The organism is Gracilibacillus sp. Marseille-QA3620 (assembly GCF_054950035.1).
The window spans coordinates 3,049,285-3,068,906 of the sequence record NZ_CM143102.1 but is presented as its reverse complement, the minus strand read 5'-3'; the positions used below and the strand labels follow the sequence as shown (position 1 = coordinate 3,068,906).

The 19,622-nt window shown below is 43.4% G+C and carries 24 protein-coding genes; 19 read left to right on the top strand and 5 right to left on the bottom strand.

The genetic code is table 11. The annotated features are described in order from the left end of the window. Positions 1 to 29: 29 nt before the first annotated feature. On the top strand, positions 30 to 689 hold the full coding sequence (phoU, locus tag ACY8DX_RS15490) for a phosphate signaling complex protein PhoU (protein WP_049670135.1): 660 nt from the start codon (positions 30 to 32) through the stop codon (positions 687 to 689). A gap of 67 nt (positions 690 to 756) precedes the next feature. Here phoU and ACY8DX_RS15485 read toward each other — a convergent pair whose 3' ends face one another. Continuing rightward, the gene (locus ACY8DX_RS15485) at positions 757 to 1,173 is read right to left on the bottom strand and encodes an SRPBCC family protein (protein WP_049670136.1); all 417 of its coding nucleotides are present in this window, start codon (positions 1,171 to 1,173) and stop codon (positions 757 to 759) included. Positions 1,174 to 1,331: 158 nt separating this feature from the next. Between ACY8DX_RS15485 and ACY8DX_RS15480 the strand changes: the two genes are divergently transcribed. From ACY8DX_RS15480 to ACY8DX_RS15445, 8 genes are all read left to right on the top strand, one after another. Further along, a complete protein-coding gene (locus ACY8DX_RS15480; protein ID WP_049670137.1) occupies positions 1,332 to 1,724 on the top strand; it encodes a hypothetical protein in 393 nt (130 codons plus the stop codon). A 176-nt stretch (positions 1,725 to 1,900) separates the two neighbouring features. Then, positions 1,901 to 2,476, top strand: a complete 576-nt coding sequence (locus ACY8DX_RS15475) for a hypothetical protein (RefSeq protein ID WP_462405571.1) — start codon at positions 1,901 to 1,903, stop codon at positions 2,474 to 2,476. Positions 2,477 to 2,536: 60 nt separating this feature from the next. Further along, entirely contained in the window at positions 2,537 to 2,686 is a 150-nt protein-coding gene (gene rpmG / locus ACY8DX_RS15470; protein WP_082197029.1) for a 50S ribosomal protein L33, read from the top strand. A gap of 67 nt (positions 2,687 to 2,753) precedes the next feature. Further along, a complete protein-coding gene (locus ACY8DX_RS15465) occupies positions 2,754 to 3,317 on the top strand; it encodes a 5-formyltetrahydrofolate cyclo-ligase (RefSeq protein ID WP_439803066.1) in 564 nt (187 codons plus the stop codon). After that, the gene (locus ACY8DX_RS15460) at positions 3,310 to 4,098 is read left to right on the top strand and encodes a DUF92 domain-containing protein (RefSeq protein ID WP_462405570.1); all 789 of its coding nucleotides are present in this window, start codon (positions 3,310 to 3,312) and stop codon (positions 4,096 to 4,098) included. The genes ACY8DX_RS15465 and ACY8DX_RS15460 overlap by 8 nt, the downstream gene beginning before the upstream one ends. 43 nt (positions 4,099 to 4,141) lie before the next feature. Beyond that, positions 4,142 to 5,110, top strand: coding sequence for an L-lactate dehydrogenase (locus ACY8DX_RS15455; protein WP_049670140.1), 969 nt, complete (start codon positions 4,142 to 4,144; stop codon positions 5,108 to 5,110). 64 nt (positions 5,111 to 5,174) lie between these two features. Continuing rightward, positions 5,175 to 5,345, top strand: coding sequence for a hypothetical protein (locus ACY8DX_RS15450; protein ID WP_156185561.1), 171 nt, complete (start codon positions 5,175 to 5,177; stop codon positions 5,343 to 5,345). Between the two features lie 71 nt (positions 5,346 to 5,416). Then, positions 5,417 to 6,958 carry a rhomboid family intramembrane serine protease gene (locus ACY8DX_RS15445; protein WP_462405569.1) on the top strand — a complete coding sequence of 514 codons (1,542 nt, stop codon included), beginning with the start codon at positions 5,417 to 5,419 and terminating at the stop codon, positions 6,956 to 6,958. Here the strand turns inward: ACY8DX_RS15445 and ACY8DX_RS15440 are convergent. Beyond that, positions 6,953 to 7,834 (bottom strand): hypothetical protein, encoded by an 882-nt coding sequence (locus tag ACY8DX_RS15440; RefSeq protein WP_049670142.1) that lies wholly within the window; start codon positions 7,832 to 7,834, stop codon positions 6,953 to 6,955. The genes ACY8DX_RS15445 and ACY8DX_RS15440 overlap by 6 nt on opposite strands. A 189-nt stretch (positions 7,835 to 8,023) precedes the next feature. Here ACY8DX_RS15440 and ACY8DX_RS15435 point away from each other — a divergent pair, with 189 nt between their 5' ends. The 5 genes from ACY8DX_RS15435 (at position 8,024) to ACY8DX_RS15415 (ending at position 13,705) form a co-directional block, all read left to right on the top strand. Next, positions 8,024 to 8,233, top strand: coding sequence for a YqgQ family protein (locus tag ACY8DX_RS15435; RefSeq protein WP_049670143.1), 210 nt, complete (start codon positions 8,024 to 8,026; stop codon positions 8,231 to 8,233). 5 nt (positions 8,234 to 8,238) lie between these two features. Continuing rightward, positions 8,239 to 9,207, top strand: coding sequence for an ROK family glucokinase (locus ACY8DX_RS15430; protein WP_049670144.1), 969 nt, complete (start codon positions 8,239 to 8,241; stop codon positions 9,205 to 9,207). Between the two features lie 63 nt (positions 9,208 to 9,270). Further along, complete coding sequence (locus tag ACY8DX_RS15425; protein WP_439803078.1) at positions 9,271 to 11,121, top strand: LTA synthase family protein; 1,851 nt, start codon at positions 9,271 to 9,273, stop codon at positions 11,119 to 11,121. A gap of 203 nt (positions 11,122 to 11,324) precedes the next feature. Next, positions 11,325 to 12,482: a M14 family metallopeptidase gene (locus ACY8DX_RS15420; protein WP_049670145.1), complete on the top strand. Its 1,158-nt coding sequence runs from the start codon at positions 11,325 to 11,327 to the stop codon at positions 12,480 to 12,482. Positions 12,483 to 12,586: 104 nt separating this feature from the next. Beyond that, a complete protein-coding gene (locus ACY8DX_RS15415; protein ID WP_462405568.1) occupies positions 12,587 to 13,705 on the top strand; it encodes a YqgU-like beta propeller domain-containing protein in 1,119 nt (372 codons plus the stop codon). Positions 13,706 to 13,745: 40 nt separating this feature from the next. Here ACY8DX_RS15415 and ACY8DX_RS15410 read toward each other — a convergent pair whose 3' ends face one another. After that, positions 13,746 to 13,919: a DUF2759 domain-containing protein gene (locus tag ACY8DX_RS15410; protein ID WP_049670147.1), complete on the bottom strand. Its 174-nt coding sequence runs from the start codon at positions 13,917 to 13,919 to the stop codon at positions 13,746 to 13,748. 191 nt (positions 13,920 to 14,110) lie between these two features. Between ACY8DX_RS15410 and ACY8DX_RS15405 the strand changes: the two genes are divergently transcribed. Further along, positions 14,111 to 14,743 (top strand): MBL fold metallo-hydrolase, encoded by a 633-nt coding sequence (locus tag ACY8DX_RS15405; RefSeq protein ID WP_439803427.1) that lies wholly within the window; start codon positions 14,111 to 14,113, stop codon positions 14,741 to 14,743. Positions 14,744 to 14,819: 76 nt separating this feature from the next. After that, a complete protein-coding gene (locus ACY8DX_RS15400; protein WP_439803428.1) occupies positions 14,820 to 15,899 on the top strand; it encodes a class I SAM-dependent methyltransferase in 1,080 nt (359 codons plus the stop codon). Between the two features lie 32 nt (positions 15,900 to 15,931). Here ACY8DX_RS15400 and ACY8DX_RS15395 read toward each other — a convergent pair whose 3' ends face one another. Together ACY8DX_RS15395 and ACY8DX_RS15390 are read right to left on the bottom strand one after the other, a co-directional pair. Further along, on the bottom strand, positions 15,932 to 16,174 hold the full coding sequence (locus tag ACY8DX_RS15395) for a DUF2626 domain-containing protein (protein WP_462405567.1): 243 nt from the start codon (positions 16,172 to 16,174) through the stop codon (positions 15,932 to 15,934). A 101-nt stretch (positions 16,175 to 16,275) separates the two neighbouring features. Next, entirely contained in the window at positions 16,276 to 16,977 is a 702-nt protein-coding gene (locus tag ACY8DX_RS15390) for a helix-turn-helix transcriptional regulator (RefSeq protein WP_049670151.1), read from the bottom strand. Between the two features lie 207 nt (positions 16,978 to 17,184). Between ACY8DX_RS15390 and comGA the strand changes: the two genes are divergently transcribed. From comGA to comGC, 3 genes are read left to right on the top strand one after another with little or no spacing between them, the layout of a single operon-like run. Then, entirely contained in the window at positions 17,185 to 18,258 is a 1,074-nt protein-coding gene (gene comGA, locus ACY8DX_RS15385) for a competence type IV pilus ATPase ComGA (RefSeq protein ID WP_269431775.1), read from the top strand. Beyond that, a complete protein-coding gene (gene comGB, locus ACY8DX_RS15380) occupies positions 18,248 to 19,288 on the top strand; it encodes a competence type IV pilus assembly protein ComGB (protein ID WP_439802236.1) in 1,041 nt (346 codons plus the stop codon). The genes comGA and comGB overlap by 11 nt, the downstream gene beginning before the upstream one ends. 12 nt (positions 19,289 to 19,300) lie before the next feature. After that, positions 19,301 to 19,621: a competence type IV pilus major pilin ComGC gene (comGC, locus tag ACY8DX_RS15375; RefSeq protein ID WP_049670154.1), complete on the top strand. Its 321-nt coding sequence runs from the start codon at positions 19,301 to 19,303 to the stop codon at positions 19,619 to 19,621. Position 19,622 lies beyond the last annotated feature (1 nt).

Sequence of the window (19,622 nt, the reverse complement as noted above, 5' to 3'; positions counted from 1 at the left end):
GAATTATTTGGTGAAGGGAGAAGATAGGAATGGTAGTCAGAGAAAAATTCGAGGGTGAGCTTCAGGAATTAAAGGTCAATGTGGTACGAATGGGCGATATGGCTGTTACAGCACTTGATAAAGCCTATAAAGCACTTTTGGATAAAGATATTGATCTTGCCCTATCCGTACTAGACGAGGATAAGCGGATTGACAAGCTTGAAGAAGAAATCGAAGAATCAGCAATCTTAATGATTGCTAAGCAGCAGCCTGTTGCTTCCGATCTTCGTCACATCATCTCCGCGATTAAGATTTCATCTGAAATTGAACGTGTTGGAGATTATGCGAAGAATATTGCGAAGACGGCTATTCGTTTAGCAAAGGAAGAGCTTCCATTCCAGAATGATGGCGTGGCAGAAATGCATGGAATCTGTTTGCGGATGATGACGATGTTTAAAGAGTCCTATAAAGAGGAAAACCTGGCAATGGCTAAGGAGCTGGCAGAGCTTGATGACCGGCTGGATGAGCTATATGGACAGGTCATACAGTCTATCTTAAGTGTATCGCCAAAAGGAACAGATAAACATCATCAAAACTCTCAGCTATTATTCCTTGTTCGTCATTATGAACGGGCAGGCGATCACATTACGAATCTGGCTGAAGAGATTTTGTACATGGCTAAGGGAAGGCGCTATCACTTAAATGACTGATAACAGCTAAATGAAAAATCCCCCATACAGCACATGCAGATGCGGTGCAGTATGGGGGATTTTGATTTTATAAGACTGATGGTAATTTTTGATGAATAAGTGCTTCCCATCCCTCATCCATAATGGAATAAACCACGGGGTGAGGCTGTCCGAATTCTGTCGTTTTCTCTGGGTCCCAGCCGGAATGAATAACAATTAGCTCTGTTTGTGCTGGAGATAGTTCCTTTAATTCAAAACGTAAATGCCAATCCTTTCCCCAATCAAAGGCGAAGAGCTCATTTGGTACCCATTCTGTCACGCGGCAGGGTGAATCGCCAAAATGGTCGGTATGGAGAAGGAAATTCTCCCCTGCGCTCTTATCAAGCGTGTTTTCCATCCACCAGGAGGCCAGTCCATCAGAGGTGGAGACTGCCTTCCAGACCTGCTCAATGGGTGAGCTGAGCAGGATATGCTTCCGTATTTCTTTTATATTTGTTTCTTTCATTGTTATATCCTCCAAAATAGAAAAATCCTTTATAGATTGTAGTATCTCAAATCAGAAGGGAGAAAGGAAAGGGAATATGTTCCGTAAATGGAGATGGTTTGAAAAAGGATGTCCAAGGATAAAGGAAACAAAACGACTGTTTGAAGGGAAGATGGACCATGCAAGAACGAAAAACAATAAAGATTAATGATGAAGAAATCAGTTATTTTCTAAGTGAGAAAGCCATTCATATTGATAATAATGATGCGCTGAAAAGAGCTGTTCTTAAGCCTAAGGCATCTACTCAAATTGCGGAATTAACCTTAGAGGATCATAAACGGCATTATCATTATGCCCTCCCAATCACCACAGTTTCTCTTGCTGCAGAGATATATGGGCATGTTTTTCCTGAACAAGCAGCAGAAGCCATAAAGAAGATTCCTATGCCAGATAAGCTTGAGCAGGCGATAAATCTGGTGCTGGAAAAAACAGATGTCATTGATGCTGGACACGAATCCATTGATGGTAATCGGAAAATCTGGGATGCAATTGCCAAGATTGTCCCTATTTAACGGTCATTTCCAAGAATTTGACATTGTTTTGCTTATGTTGAGCACAATGCATTAGGCATAGAATTTTTTGGGGAACGAAAATCAATGTTCGACAATATGCGTTTATTGTCAATGTGCCTACCGGATGATAGGATTTAATGGAAGAATATAGTAATCATTCGGGAGGGGAGTACCGCTTGGATAAATTAGGGAGACTAAAAATTACAGAGGATCGTGCACGCAGCTATAAGAGGTTATCAGAGGCGACACCAGGAGGGATTGTTCCTTATTTATGGCGGGAGCCCGGTACGGATCATGGCAACCTTTCAATTGGTATTCAAATGGAACATCATAAACAATCTGATCGAATAGATGTTATATGCAAGAACGATTCTCCTAATGAAATATCCTTTAAGGTCTTTTTCGTGACGGAGAGGACAAGTCATGTGTCAGCCTGCTTTTATAGTCCTGCTGATGCACTTGTTTATTTTTATGAAGATGATCATATTGTCCTTTTGAACGGTCATGACCGGGCCACTATATCCATTATGGAGCAGCGGAACAGGAAGGCAGTATTTGAGGCTATGCAAAGAGGCACCATTCTGCCTTCTCCGCTAGCACGCGGATATGTCATTTGTGCAACTATGTACCACCGAATCCTTCGTCCTGGAGAGGTTTCAAAGCTCTCAAATTGGACTGTCAGCGGGAAGACAAAAGAGGAAGCTATGCTTCTTGATTATCTTGTCAAAAAACAGACTAGCATTTATCACTAAAAGGTGGTATTATAGAAAAGTCGTATCAAATGAAGTTATGAATGAACTGGAGGGACTCACATGCGTGTAAACATTACATTAGCTTGCACAGAGTGCGGTGAGCGTAATTATATCAGCACAAAAAATAAACGTAATAACCCTGATCGCCTTGAGCTAAAAAAATACTGCTCAAGAGAAAAGCGTACTACTACGCACCGCGAAACAAAATAAGCAACAGGAGCTACCTCCTGTTGCTTTTTTTTATGGGATAATATAGAAAGATTGTGAGGAAAAGGGAATGTCAAAAAATAGATTACGAACTGAATGTCTGAATCTATTGGCTGATTACCCGAAGGATAAACGCAGCAAGAATACATATCATATAACGGATTCTTTGGTCAATCATGCCCTATGGAAGGAACAAGATATAATTGCTATTACATTAGCGCGTTATCCAGAGATCGACACAAATGCAATCATTGAAAGAGGATGGGCAGACGGAAAGCAGATCGCCATTCCGAAATGCAGGCCGAAGACACGAGAGATGGACTTCTACCTATATGAAGAAGGAATGGAGCTTGAAACCGTCTATAATGGACTCCTTGAGCCAAATCCTGATAAAGCAAAGAAAGTCAATCCAGCAGACATCGGATTGATGATTGTACCGGGGCTGGCATTCACGCCAAAAGGTTATAGGCTGGGGTTTGGCGGTGGATATTATGACCGGTTTCTCTCAGCCTATTCAGGCGTAACGGTTTCCATCGCCTTTTCTGAGCAGGTGACTGATTATCTACCGGTTGAATCGTTTGATGTGCCGGTCGACTGGCTCCTGACTGAAAGGGGCATGCATCATTGTGATTAATGCGTTCATTTATCTGCTGATCACCTCTGCAGGGGCTTATCTTGCCTTTAAGGAGAGACTTCTGTCTCAATCAGGGGCGCTTGCCGCCTGCCTTGTTGGATTTTGTGTGCTTATAGGAACAGGCTGGCAAGGTTTTGTGATTTTAGGTTTATTTTTTGCTTCGTCCAGCTTTTTTTCCAGCTACAAAAAGCATCGGAAGAAAATGGCGGAAGAAAGGCTTGCCAATACGAGCCGACGGAATTGGGCACAGGTTGCCGCCAATGGGGGAGTCCCATCGGGCTTTTCCTTGGCATATGCCACTACATTCAATGAAATATTTCTGTATGCCTTTGTTGTTTCGATTGCTGCGGCTGCCGCAGATACATGGGCTTCAGAGCTTGGGGTATTGAGTAAGGGAGCCCCTGTCAAGATTACAAACCTCAAAAGATGTACACCTGGCACATCTGGAGCGGTCTCCATTTTTGGGACTGCCGCATCTGCCGCTGGAGCCATTTTCATTTCCTCGGCTGCAGTCCTCTTGTTTGATCTTTCTTTACCTGTTTTTCTAATGATTAGTGTATACGGATTCCTTGGCTCAGCAGTTGATACGCTGCTCGGTGCATTTGTGCAAGTGGAATATCGATGTCCCGCTTGCGGAGTCCTGACAGAACGAAAGGAACACTGCGGACAGGGTACTAATCAAACGAGCGGTGTTTCCTGGTTCAACAATGAAGCTGTCAATATCTCCTCTATTCTAATTGTCAGCTTTCTTTGCATAATAACTTCATGGTATATCACATAATAAAGAAGCAGTATTTGTATTTGAAGAAAAGGTGGTAAAAAACATGACAAAAAAAGATATTAATCGCGTAGTTCTTGTTGGTACTGGATTTGTAGGGAGCAGCTATGCTTTCGCTATGTTGAACCAAGGTGTGGCGGAAGAGTTTATCATGATTGATTTGAATAGAGACAAAGCAGAGGGAGATGTAATGGACCTTAACCATGGTACTCCATTTGCTCCTCACAGAACGAAATTCAGACTTGGTGATTATTCCGATTGTAAGGATGCTGATGTAGTTGTCCTGACTGCCGGCGCAAACCAAAAGCCTGGTGAAACACGTCTTGACCTTGTAGAGAAGAATATGAAGATCTTCCATGGCATCATTAAAGAAATTATGGCAAGCGGATTTGACGGTATCTTCCTAGTTGCGGCCAACCCAGTTGATATTTTGACTTATGCAACATGGAAATTCTCTGGTCTTCCGAAGCACCGTGTTATTGGCTCCGGTACGATTCTTGATACTGGCCGTGTACGCTTCATGCTTAGTGATTATTTTGAAGTGGACCCGCGCAATGTGCATGCCTATATTATCGGTGAACACGGCGATACAGAGCTTCCTGTATGGAGCCATGCGAATGTCGGCGGTAAAAACATCACAGAACTAATTGAGAATTCCCCTGGTAAATCCATGGAAGATCTTGATGGAATCTTCACAAATGTGCGTGATGCTGCCTATGAAATCATCAACCGTAAGGGAGCTACCTTCTATGGCATCGCTATGGGCCTTGTGCGTATTACGAAGGCAATCCTGCAAGATGAGAACAGCATTCTGACTGTATCTACGTACCTTGATGGGGAATATAATGAGAAGGATGTTTATGTTGGTGTACCGTCAGTTGTTAACCGTAACGGTGTGGCTGATATACTTGAGTTGAAATTGTCTGATGATGAGCAAGCTAAGTTTTCTCATTCCGTCAAAGTATTGAAGGATACAATGGACCCTGTCCTTGCCAAAATCCTAGCTGAAAAATAATTCCGAACAGCATAAAAGTCTCTCCTGTGCCCATACTATGTGGAAACACAGGAGGGATTTTTTTATGAAAAGATTTTTGATTATCTTAAGCATGGCATCAGTTGGGTATATAGTTTATCAAAAGAGAAAATCCTTTTTCAAAAGTACCATCATGCGGGATATGCTGCTCGCTGTTTTACTTGAGCTGCCGATTTTTAAGCGTCGGGATGATGAGTGGCCGGCCGAGAGCCAATAGGAATATTCACCCGACATAAAGAGTGGTAAAATAAAGAGGTATTTTTGGGAGAGAGAAAGTAGGGAAAGTGATTGAGTTTGAAAGAGGAGTATTTATATTGGTTTTTTATTAACCAGCTTATTAAGCAATACGGCTATCGGTTTGTGTCTGCTTCTGATGATCAAACAGAAATCTGGCTTGCATCAGATTCAAACACAGATTCTGATATCATCCGTTTGAAGCTCGGTGACCTGGGATGGGCAAATAATCTGAAGAAGGACCAGCATATGGCCATTCACAATGGGGAGAAGGTACGCAGATTTCTCGGAAAGAAAGCGGTTACGGTTAAGACCGTCTATATCAGTACCTATGCACCTGTGGACGATTATTCGGAGATTGTAAAAGGGTATGAAGAACCGGAGTTTCGCCGTGTGCACGCTGAATCACTCGTATTCCAAACATCTGCTATAGAGGAATCGCTGGAGGAGCTCAGACACTTCCTGCCCTATCCGCTTGAAGGAGTGAATAGACAGAGCGAGGAGATTGAGGAGAGTGAGATTGAGGAACTGAAGCAGAGTGCCTTAACAGCCTCGTATCAGAAGGTCAAAAAGGATGAAGCAGTATTCCAGAAGGGAAAACCGATCTTAACCTATTTGCTGATGGCCATTCAAGTCATTGTTTTCTTCATCTTGGAAATGAAAGGCGGAAGCACCAATACCCAAACCTTAATTGAATTTGGCGCCAAGTATAATCCGCTAATCATGACAGGGGAGTGGTGGCGTTTCTTTACGCCAATCTTTTTGCATATTGGCTTTACGCACCTGGCCCTTAACACATTGAGTTTATATTTTGTTGGGATCATTGTGGAACGGATTTATGGCAGCGCCCGTTTCTTTATGATTTATTTCTTTGCGGGGTTTGCCGGAACGCTTTTGAGTTTTTTGCTTGTTCCAAATATTTCAGCAGGGGCGAGCGGGGCTATTTTCGGCTTGCTAGGAGCCCTTTTATTCTTCGGGATTGTCTATCCAAATTTATTTTTCCGGACGATGGGCTGGAATGTTATCATTATTCTCCTCATCAACTTAGTGATCACCTTCTCAGCCTCTGCGATTGACAGTGCTGGACATATTGGCGGGCTGGTAGGAGGATTCCTGGCTGCGGCAATTGTTGGTCTCCCGAATAAAGGAAAGCCGGTATGGCAGATTGTCTCCTTCCTCGGTACGGCTCTTCTGACGGCTGGGCTGCTCTTTTATGGCTTTACAGCAGGAGCGAATGGTACATATGAAATGGATATGGGGCTGGCTCAGGAATACATCAGCCAAGAAGATGATGAAAAGGCCTATGAGGCCGTGCAAAAATACCTCGATGGAGATAATTATCCAGAAGCGTACTTTTTTGCGGGATATCTGGAGTTTCGAAACGGAGATCTTGATAAAGCGGAGGAGCATTTCTTGACAGCTATTGAGCAGCGTCCTGATTTTCCAGAGGCATACTATGACCTAGGGCTGATTTACTGGCAAAGACAGGACCTGGACCTTGCAAGAGAGTATATAGAGAAGGCTTTGGAGCAAGATCCAGATAATAAAGACTTTCAAGAGGTGCTTGAGCGAATAAAGCAAAGTCAGTCCTCATGATGGAAGCTGTTGATAAAATTCATGCAGATTGCCGGTCTTATCCTGTATAAGCAGGATTAACCGCCGGCTCTGTTTTTCCCTTAAAATGAGCGGGATGGTACTGTCAACCGGATTAATGATGGTGCCATCCTGTTTTTTTATGCCTGAAATATAGATGGAGTATAAAGCTTCCCATAGCTTCTCGATAATCGCCCGTTGTTCCTGCTCGGTATAATCAGACAGGAGGGTATCCTTCTTAGCTGCCAGCTCTGTAATAGGCATGACAGTATAATTTGACAAATCGATATGAGCCTGATCAATATAGCGGTCTAACACCTTTGTGAGCCTTGAATTCGTTACGGAACGAAGAGTAAAAGCCCAATCCTTTTGTTCTTCATTTTCAGGAACCTGAAATGACTTTATCGGTCCAAAACGAGAGGATATAACATAAAGGGAGGCATCCGTCGTTTTAAAGGTGCTTGTCGGGATGTCATCTTGATCATGTATTTCAGCGTAATGAATCGTTACTGCCTCAAATAAGGAGGATTCATAGCCCTGGGCAGTTAGTTTTTGGTCCATCGAACTAACATCCTGTTTCCAGCCTCTTAAAAAATCATTGAGTCGTCCATTCTGAAAGAGGAGAGACATATCCTGGCGCAGATAGGCAGTTTGATGTAACACGGAGCTGACATGGAGGATGACCTCATACTTATTTTTGTTCTTGTCAGGCTCCTTTAAGGTTAAGGATGTATTTGCCTCGCTGAATTTGGCCTCGTCATTTAATGGGAAGAACTGAAGGGTCTGTTCCGTATTTGGTTTCATATATGTCTTCCACAATACACCTATGGCAAGTATGATCAGAACAATGATCCCTATATGGTAAATGGCTTTAGTCAACAGAAGCTCACTCCTTGCTTATTAGTCAAAATATCGATACGGGGCTCTCCTTGGAAATATATGAGCTAGTCCAATGGGATATGCTATTTCTAAGAGACAGGGTCTATGGACAATCAAAAAGAAGGTTGAGGGAACGAAAGAAATTCAGCTATACTTAAAGCGTAAGAGCCAGGAAGGTAGGAGTTTAAGATGAGAACGGTTTATGATATTCAGCAATATTTAAAAAGATTTGGAAGCTACATATATATGGGGGACCGTTTGGCTGACTTGGAGATGATGGAGTTTGAGGTACGTGAGCTATATCGTTCGAAGCTAATGGAAACGAAAGAATATCAAACAGCCCTTCTGATTTTAAAGCATGAAATCGCTTCAGAGAAAGATAAACAAAAGAAAGGGTGAAAGAGATGGAGAAAAAAGAGTGGCTTTTAGGAATTGATTTAGGCGGAACAACCGTAAAACTAGCATTTGTGGAACAAGAGGGAACAGTGATACATAAGTGGGAGATACCAACCAACCTGCTTGATAATGGGATGCATATCGTAACGGAGATTGCCAGCTCAGTGAAGGAAACGCTAAAAGCGTGGCCAAATGCAGTCTTGATTGCAGCGGGAATGGGAGCGCCGGGTCCGGTTGATTTTGAAACCGGCTCCATTTATGTAGCCGTTAATATTGGCTGGCGTGATTATCCGCTTAAATCTCTTCTCGAGGATGCGCTTGGTATTCCTGTTGTGGTGGATAATGATGCAAATATGGCTTCTTACGGGGAATTTTGGAAAGGGACCGGAGAAGGGACAAATGATCTTGTTTGCATTACGCTTGGCACTGGTGTTGGCGGTGGGATTATTGCCAATCAGGAACTGGTTCACGGTGTAAGTGGAGCAGGGGGAGAACTAGGGCATATCACTGTCATTCCGGAAGGAGGAGCTCCATGTAATTGCGGGAAGACAGGCTGTATTGAAACGATTGCATCGGCAACAGGTATTGTTCGGCTTGCTTTGGAGGAAATTAATAAGAATCCGGAATCGCAGATTGCCAAACGCTATCACGAACAAGGCATCATTACAGCCAAGGACGTATTCGATTGTGTGAAGGAAGAGGATGAAGCAAGTTCAGCCGTACTGGATCAGGTAGCGAAATACTTGGGGCTGACGGCTGCAAATGTCGGCAATAGCCTCAATCCGGACAAAATTGTATTCGGGGGCGGTGTATCAAGGGCTGGAGAGCTTTTATTAGGTCCTGTAAGAAGATATTACGAGCAATTCGCCTTTCCACGTGTAGCTGAATCAACCGTGCTGGAATGTGCATCCTTAGGGAATGACGCTGGAGTAATTGGTGCTGCTGGTTTAGCTTATAAGCAATATGGTAATGAGTAGAGGAGCGTCTGTCGTTTAATCTAAGGATAGAAACAATGAGTAGACAGGAGGGGAGGAATAAAGATGGACCAATCATTTAAGGTGCAGAAAATACCGCTTCTTACAACGGCCATTGGGCTGCTTTGGTTGAAGACATACATCGTATACAAAACAAGCTTCGACATCAAGATTGAGAATTGGCGGCAGGAGTTCATCTTGTTCATTAATCCCCTTAGCTTCCTGCTGCTTATCTTTGGTGTTGCCCTTTTTATAGGGCGGCGCCGTAATCAGTTCATCCTTGCCATAAGCTTTCTCTTATCCTTTATCTTATTTGCCAACATCGTCTTTTTCCGATTCTTCAATGATTTTTTGACCCTCCCTGTCCTTTTTCAAGCAAGTAATATGAGCGATCTCGGTTCAAGCGTACACGAACTGCTTAATTGGACGGATCTTCTTTATTTTCTTGACTTCTTTTTGTTATTGGCAATGGTTCATTATCGGCCAGACCTCTTACAAGAGAATCAGCCTTATCCAAAGGCCACCCGGCGTTTTTACTATTTGGCAGCATTCGCCGTTACCTTTTTTAGTTTAGGGATTTCAGAAGCAGAGCGGCCTCAGCTTCTGACAAGGACCTTTGATAGGGAAATCCTCGTTAAGAATATCGGTACGTATCACTATCATGTATACGATTTGATCCTACAAACCAAATCCTCCGCTCAGAGAGCGCTTGCTGATGGAAGCAAGCTTGTTGATATTGAGAATTATGTGCATTCAAAGCAAACGGAGCCTGCTGAGAGCTTGTTCGGCCGCTATAAGGGAAAGAATGTAATCTACGTCTCAATGGAATCGCTGCAGGCTTTCCCGATTGGTGCGAAGATGAATGGACAAGAAGTCACCCCTTTTCTAAATGACTTCATTGAAGAAAGCTATTATTTCAATCATTTTTATCACCAGACCGGCCAGGGGAAGACCTCTGATGCAGAATTTATTACGGAGAACTCCTTGTATCCAATTGGCAGGGGAGCCGTGTATTTCACGAATTCACAAAATACCTTCCGGGCAACACCGGAAATTTTAAAGGACGAGGGCTATTATTCAGCTGTCTTCCATGCGAATGACAGAACCTTCTGGAACCGTGATATTATCTATGAAAATTTCGGCTATGATGAGTTTTTTGATGTGGCTTCCTACACGGTCAATAATGATAACTCCGTGAATTGGGGATTGAAGGATATTGATTTCTTCAACCAGTCGATGCCAATGCTAAAGAGCCTGCCTGAGCCATTCTTTGCAAAATTTATCACGCTGACGAATCATTTCCCCTTCACGCTTGATGAGGAGGATATGATGATCGATCTGTATGATTCTGACAGCAAGACGTTAAACCGATATTTCCCGGCAGTGCGCTATATGGACGAAGCGTTGAAGTTATTTGTGGAGGATTTGAAGAAATCGGGTTTGTATGACCGTACTGTCATCGTACTCTATGGAGACCATTATGGCATATCTGAGAATCATAATGCGGAGATGGCTCGGTATTTGGGTAAGGAAATTACCCCTTTTGAATCAACACAATTACAGCGGGTTCCGTTGATCATTCATTTGCCAGGGCAAAAGGAGGGGAAAACACTCTCCAATGTGTCGGGGCAAATTGATCTAAGGCCAACGGTCATGCATCTGCTTGGCATCGATACGACTAATCATATTCAATTAGGGACAGATTTGTTTTCGCCAAACCGGATGAACATGGCTATTTTGCGCGATGGCAGCTTCATTACGGATGAGTACGTGTATACGAAGGAAACCTGCTATAGCAAGATGACAGGAAGTCCAATTGAAACGAACGCCTGTGAGCCATATGCAGAGAAGGCCAAGATGGAGCTGGATTATTCAGACCGGATTATTTATGGAGATCTTCTCCGATTTTATGAATAAAGGATGAGAACTGCCCTGGTAAATTACTGGGGTTTTTTGTTTTTTCGGTGTTCAAATGGACAAAGCTGGTGGTGGAAAAATAATGTAATGATATAGGTGTCCAAACATTGAAATACCTGTTAGGATAAAAGAGGAGACTTTTCTTCTGCATCTTCTTTTTCGTACCAGTTATTCATAACATGGTGGAGAAAGGGAGTGGAGATGTGAAAGTAACCATATATGAGCAGGACCTATTAACTAGATTATCTGTGCTGTTTGCTCTCCCATTATCGGTCCTGGCCGAGAGCAATCCGCATGTAACAGGCAATCTGCTGTCCCCAGGTGATGAAATTATAATCCCGGGGTATTGGACAAGGAAGGAACGGATGCCGAAAGAGGAATTTCTGGCTCCTGTCAATAGGGAGCGCATCCATTTAATTAATCAGAAGAAAGGAATTCTTGCAGAACGAATGAGCAGGATTCCCGTTAAGATAAAGCATCGAATTGTCGATACGACCGAACCGTATTCGTCAGTCAAATATATGAATGATCTAGATATTTTACAAACAATATTCCCTTTTATGAAGGTAACGGTCATTGGACATTCATCCCTCGGGAAGGAAATTAAGGAGATACGAGTTGGTATTGGGAAGAAGAAAGTCCATATGAATGCATCTCTTCATGCCAATGAGTGGATTACGAGTCTTGTATTGATGGAATGGCTCAATGAATATTTAGTTGCCCTGACGAACGGAACGAGAATAGGGCATTGCTTAGCATTGGAACTCTTTCAGGAATGTGAACTGTCGATTGTTGGAATGGCGAATCCAGACGGGGTGGATCTTGTCATTGACGGGCCGCCTGCAGACATTGCCGAAGAGTGTGTGAAACTAAATGACGGAAAAATAGACTTCCATGGGTGGAAAGCTGATATAGAAGGGGTTGACCTAAATAGGCAATTTCCCGCTAATTGGGATACGATGAATGAGAGATATCAGGGGGGACCTGGACCAAGAGATTATCCTGGGAAGAAGCCCCTTACGCAAAGGGAAGCCATTGCTCTTGCAGACCTTGTGAGAAGAGAAAACTTTGACCGGGTGGTAGCCTTGCATACACAGGGCCATGAATTCTATTGGGGCTATAATGGACATGAGCCGCAGCTATCAGCCATTATGGCAAGAGAATTTATGATGAAAACGAGCTATGCCTCGATTCAGTATGTGGACAGCCATGCCGGCTTTAAAGATTGGTTCATCCAGGAATACAAAAGACCTGGCTTCACCCTGGAACTGGGTAAAGGAGTCAATCCGCTTCCACTCTCACAGTTCAAGACGATTTATGAGGAAACAAAGCATTTGCTGAATGCTTCAATATATTTATAAAACTGGTGGCTGCAAACGGCGGGTACCTTTCTGACATCGATTGAAAGGAAGGAACGAATCGATTGCAGATAAATGATGAGAAGTTTAGATGAGGAGAGGGAAGAGTGAAAGAGGAAAAAAACAGGCTGTTTATTAATCGAATTGTACGCATTTGTTGGATAATCCTCTTCCTTTTATTTAGTGTTCTGCTTGTATCCTGCTCAAAGGATGACAAGAATCATATAGATAAGGCAGAGACGAAGGAAAGGGAGAATAAGCCGGTTGTGAAGGTAGCTGAGAAGGAGTTGATTGAAACAGCCGGCTGGCTCTCCGAGGATGAAATTCTCACGATTGAACAGGATGAGGAGGGACAAGCCGTATTCCTCCATCAATTCAATGAAGAAAAGCCGATAGAGCTTTTTCGGACATCCGATGCGATTATGTCTGCCTCTGCTAGTTCAAGCGGAGAGTATATAGCCATTACCCATTCCAGCAAGTCTGACTCTGCCACGCTGCAAATCATCACCCGTGAGGGCAGGAAGGTAATGAAGCGGGAAATTATCTCCTCCTACGTGCTCTTTGAGTGGGATAATACGATGGAGCCAGAGGATCAGCTCTTAGTTATGGCCCTGCAGGAGGATTGGAGCTACGACAGCCTGCTGATAAACGCCGAAACAAAGGAAGAGTCAGAGCTTACCTTGCCGAAGCCATTTATTCAATGGATTGACGACAGCCATATTGCCTATATGGGGGAGAAGGCGGAAGCGGGCGAGCCTGTTCATCGCTATGACATGATGACACGGGAAGATACGGTTATTTATGAAGATGCAGTAGGGGTCTACAGTAAGTACGGTAAAACAATCGTAGCAACAATAGATGAAGATAAAGAAGCTATGACGCTAAAGGTCTATTTAGAAGGCGATTTTGAAAAACCGATACAAGAGATAAGGATACCTACCCTTGAAAAGGATGGAGAATATCTCATTCCATATATGGATATGCCGGAGGATGGAAACACAGTCTTTGTTCTGGCACCGATGTCTGGGATGGATTCCACACTTTACGAACTGATTGAATGGAATCTTAACACAAATGAGACGCCGAGGATAGTGGACCGGGTTAATAATGAGCCGATTTCCTGCAATAAAAAGGGAACCTATTGCTTGTACGGCCATTTGCTCGATTCCTTGATTGATATGGAGAAGCGGACGATTGAGAGGATATCACAGGCAGAAATCATGTAAAAGAGGAATCGAGCTTTTGACCCGATTCCTCTTTTACGGATTAATGTCCGGTAGGGTAGCCGTTATTTAGTACGGTCATCACGGAAAACCAGCCAAATACTGCTACCGTCCCGAGGGCAAATAAGACGCCGAGAAAGTTCTTGTTTTTAAATGCGCTGATTAAGGCGAAGATACCCAGGATCGCAGCTAAACCAAAAATGATCACTAGTCCCATTTTTATTTCCCCCTTTGGAAATAATCAAATGCCTAAAATAATTAACAAAAAATAGCATTCTACCATATTTTAATGGTTTTGGTAGCATTTGTCGAGAGGTTGCTGGTCATGCGTGAATACCTTTATCCAGGCGAGGGGTTTGTGTACAATAGAAAGATGAGAAAGGCACGTGTAAGGAGGAAAAAATTACCGTGAAAAAAACATGGAAACGAGTGCCGCTTGGCCCTCTTCAAACGAATTGTTATTTATATGCGAAGGAAAACGGAGACTGTGTCATCTTTGATCCGGGTGAGGAAGCACAGAAGCTGATTGGAATCATCCGCGAGAAAGGATGGAAGCCTGCAGCTATCCTGTTGACCCATGCGCATTTTGACCATATTGGAGCTGTGAACCCTATTCGGGAGCATTATGATATACCGGTTTATATTCATCAGAAGGAAGAGGATTGGCTGGAGAACCCCGCATTAAACGGCTCGCAATATTTCCAAATGGGACCGATTACCGCTAATGCCGCAGATGAGCTGATTACTAATGAAGGAATGTTTGAAGTTGCTGGCTTTACCTTTGAGGTGCTCCATACACCAGGACATTCTCCAGGAAGTGTTTCCTATTATGATAAGGAAGAAAAACTCGTCTTTTCTGGTGATGCCCTGTTTCGCGGAAGTATTGGGAGAACCGATCTTCCTGGCGGCTCACATGCACAATTACTAGACAGCATCCAGCAAAAACTTATGAAGCTTCCGTTGGATACCCTCTGTCTTTCCGGTCATGGTCCTGAAACGATTATAGAGGATGAAATGACCCATAATCCTTTTCTGCAATAATGGTAACTCAACGAGTAAAGCCCCTTTCCTCATTAAGGGGCTTTCTTTGTAACGTTCTTTTAATGGATGGGAGGACATGATGAAGAAAATCATTTTAGATCAGATTCGAACGAAACCAGATGCCTTTTTGACGTATGATCAGTACATTAGCTTAGCGCTTTATCATCCAGACAAAGGCTATTATATGAGGGAACAGTCAAAAATCGGGCGTGAGGGCGATTTCTATACAACGCCTGCCATGGCGCCTGTGTTTGGTGAATTTCTGGGGAAGTGGCTGTGCAGAACCTTGAAGGAGGCAGGACTACCGCCGGTTCTGGCTGAGCTTGGGGGAGGCAGCGGGCAGATGGCTGCCAATGTACTGAAAGGATTCAAGAAGGAGGACCCTCTCTACAGCGATAGGCTGATCTATCGTATCGTTGAAGGAAGTGCCTATCATCAAGCAGCTATTAGGCATGCAGTTGGTGATGATTCGAGAGTTCAGCTCTATCATTCTGTCACTGATCTTCCTTCCTGTGAGGGAATAATTTTCTCTAATGAGTTTTTTGATGCGCATCCCGTGAAGGTTGCCGTCAGGGATGGTCAAGAATGGCTGGAGGCAGGTGTTAGTGATGAGGCAGGTGAGCTGACAGAAGCAGCTAGAACGATCGGTGATGAGAAAATGAAGCGTATGCTCCGTGAATGGTCCATTCCACTACATATGAACCGGGTCGAAATCCCGCTGCAAATGATTGAGAGCTATGAAACTGCCGTACATAAATTGACACGGGGATATATGCTGACCATTGACTATGGGATGGAAAGAGATGAACAATTCAGTCCCCTCCGCAAGAATGGCACACTCAGAGCCTACCGGAATCACCGCTTATTGGATTCAGTTCTCGATTTCCCCGGGGAGGCCGATATTACATTTAATGTCCCATTTGACCTCCTTCGAAGTCAGGGAGAGACACTAGGTTTAGAGGAAGCTTTTTGGGGAGGGCAGGCAGAGTTTCTCATCAAAGGAGAAATTCTAAACGAGCTTGCCCATCAGGCAGATTTTGACCCCTTCTCTCCTGAAAGCCGGCGGAACCGGCAAATTCGTCAGCTGATAATGGGCGAGTCGATTAGTGATTATTTCCGTGTCCTTCTGCAATCGAAAGGGATAAAAAAACCTTGATGGGTCTCCATCAAGGTTTTTTCCTGGCTTTATTAATGTGTTGCACCAGGAGTCATCATGAACACGGTCCAATAAGTGAATCCTGCAAAGAACACGGTTAAGTAAGCACCAAATACGTATAAATACATTCTCTCAGATAATTTCAAATACCCCAATATCACAAAGAACACGGTTTGGCCGACGAAGAGTAGTGATGTCGTATACATATCCCCTAAGAAGAACATCACAGCCATAATACCAGTCCAAAAACCACATACTCTGAACATCCTGTCCATTTGCTAACCTCCCATCCCCTAATAAAGTCCATCAAATACATTATAAGGATATTGTTAAAGATTGTAAACTATCATAAAATTCTGGGGATGACACAGCGATATTATTGGGTTGTATGAACACGATAGGTGCAGGCAGAGCAGCCGCTGATCATATTGTCTTCAGCATCTAGATTAACAGATTCGAATAATGCATTGAACATGCCCCGTATGAACGCATGATGAGCGCCGCATACAGTTTCCTGGTGATCTGCAGCTAGTTCTTTGAACGGACAGTTAAATACCTTGAACTGAATATCCGTCTGGTCAGGCGGGATAACGAACTCGGGTGAAAAGCCGGCCTTATCGGATACTTCCTTCAAAATGGCGAGCTTATGATCGAATGATAGATTCTGAGGATCCTCATCAATCGTTTTCGCATATTGGAACGCCATGTCTTTGCCGAATTTCTCGCCGGTCTTATAAAGTGCCTCACTTCCTGCATCTCCCATCTCAATCATCGTTTCCAGAGCCATCTTAGCTAATGTTAAATAATCTCGGTTAGGGAAATTTAATTGGATGAGTTCATCGGAGAGCCGGTAAAATCGACGGGGACGCCCGCCTTTTCCTGTTTTTCGTGTATCGGAAACTAACATATGAACATCCTCAAGCTTTGACAGATGCAAGCGTGCTACATTTGGGTGTATATCGAACAGCTCAGCGACCTCTATGACAGATACATCCTTATGCCTTCTTGTAATATATTGATAGATGTAATACCTGGTTGGATCTGATAAGACATTTGTCACTTTCAATGTTTGTTCCATTCTGTCCACCTCGCAGCCTTATTGTTACTTTTATTATAGTACGGAGGTGGTTTGGACATGGTTGGTGTTTTTGGCAATCATGTGACAGAGGAGGCGATGTTGAATTTTGTTCACATCTTCACAATGTTGTTGCAGAAAAAAGATTTAGGAAAAAAGAAGGATTCTTGAAGGGGATGTCTAATTACCTATATACGACATTAGAAGGAGGTGAAAGAATTATTGCTGTCCATTGATCATTTAGCAGATAAGGTTGTGAGTGAGGCAGTTTCCTTTAAGGCATCTGACATTCATATCGTTCCGAGCCGGAAGGAAACGCATCTCTATTACCGTATTCACAATCGCCTGTTTCCAGGAGGAAGCTATCAAAAAGAACGAGCGGATCGGCTGGTTTCTCATTTCAAGTTCATGGCTGGCATGGACATCGGTGAGAAACGCCGGCCACAGTCAGGTGCCTTGACCATGTTTATCGCAAAGAGATGGATTGGGCTCAGACTTTCTACTCTTCCTACTCCTCATGCGGAATCACTCGTCATTCGTATCATCCCCAATCTGCAAACTCTCCCGATTGATGAAATCTCCTTATTTCCAAAAACTTCAGCCACACTCATTTCTATGCTCCGTCATTCTCATGGTCTGCTCTTGATTTGCGGACCGACTGGAAGCGGAAAAACCACCACACTCTATTCCATGCTCCACCATGCCAAAACCGCCATTAACCGAAATATTATTACGCTTGAAGATCCGATTGAGCATCAATCAGAGGATGCCATACAGGTCCAGATTAATGAAAAGGCCGGAATCAGTTATTCTATCGGGTTAAAGGCCGCGCTTCGCCATGACCCGGATATTATTATGATTGGGGAAATCAGGGATGCGGAAACGGCAAAGATAGCTGTGCGGGCAGCTTTGACGGGGCATTTGATTCTTAGTACCATGCATGCAAAGGATGGTATAGGTGCTGTAAGGCGTTTGCTTGAATTTGGCGTTGACCAAGAAGAGGTGAAACAAACCCTGCTGGCTGTAACAACACAGCGTCTTTTAGAATTGGATTGTCCTTACTGTGAAGGAGACTGCTCTCCCTATTGCTTAATGACAAGAAATCGTGATCGTGTGAGTGTGCATGAATTGATTTATGGTACAGAGCTTGCGAAAGTCTGGGGATCCATTGAAGGAAGGGAAATAGGTTTTGCTTATAAGGATTTGCCCTCCATTATTGGACGTGCTGTGGCTTACGGATTTGTGAGAGAGAAAGAATTTGAGAGGTGGGTTCATGAAACTTGAGCGAAGCCGCAAATGGAAGGGGCGGGAACAGGCAAGATTCTTGGCGGAACTGGGAGATTTGCTTGAAAATGGTTTTAGTCTTTATGAGGGCATTGAATTTTCTATGCTTCATAGTAAAAAGAACAATCAGGAGGATTTAAAGGATTCCATGAACCTGCTTAAGGAGGGGCGGTCCTTTCGCGATTTCCTCGAATGGCTTTCCTTTGAACAGGAGCTGGTTGGACTTGTGTCTTATGGTGAGCAGAATGGACAGCTGCCCTCAACTTTAAAAGAGGCAGGCCGTATTTGGCAGAAGAAATGCGAGGACCGGGCTAAGCTCAAAAATTTATTGATTTATCCAGTGTTTCTCTTTATATTTACCTTTGGCTTGCTTCAACTATTTACAACCTATCTCTTTCCCCGCTTTTCACAAATGTATGAGGATTATGATCTAGGTACGAATCCTTTTATGGAGGCAGCTGGATTCTTATCCAGCCTCGTCCGTTATTCTCCTGTCTTGATCGCTTTGGCTTGTATTCTCCTAACCATTCTTCATCAGTATTATTTAAAGAAGCTTCCTAAATTGAAACAGGAAACTCTCTTTATGAAAACCCCCTTTATTCGACAATACCGACGATTATCGATTACCTATTATTTCTCTATCCAGCTGGGCTCCCTTTTGCAAGGAGGACTGTCTGTATTGGATGCACTCGAATTCATGATGAAGGAGGATCCAAAGCAGCTTGTCAGGGAGATAGCAGCGCAAATGATGGACCAATTAAAGGCAGGAGACGCACTTGAGTTTATTTGCCGGGAGATACCGGTGTTTAAGGAAGACTTTGTGCGAATCGTCAGTCATGGACAGAAAAACGGTCTTCTCGGGGAAGAACTGCTGTATTACAGTCGTTTAGTGTTGAAGGAAATGGAAGGGATGACGGAAAAATCATTAAAAACGATTCAGCCGCTGATGTTTGGGCTAGTGGCTTTGTTGGTCATACTGCTGTACTTGGCAATCTTAATGCCGATGATTTCGCTAATGAATTCCATATAGGAGGGTGTATCAATGAATAAGGGTAAAAAAATGTTAAATGAAAGAGGCTTCACCTTGATTGAAATGATGATTGTGATGCTTGTGATCTCCGTGCTCTTGATTATCACGGTTCCGAGCATTGTCAAGAATCAGGAGGCCGTCAATAAGAAGGGCTGTGAAGCTTATATTAAGATGGTAGAAGGACAGATTCAGTCTTATAAATTAAAAGAAAATAAGACTCCGTCAAAAGCAGAATTAATCAGTGGAGGATATATAAAGGATGGAGGTTCGTGTCCAGGAGGAAATGATATTGTGATTAATGCTGATGGCAGTGTAGAAGAAGCCAAAAGTTAAG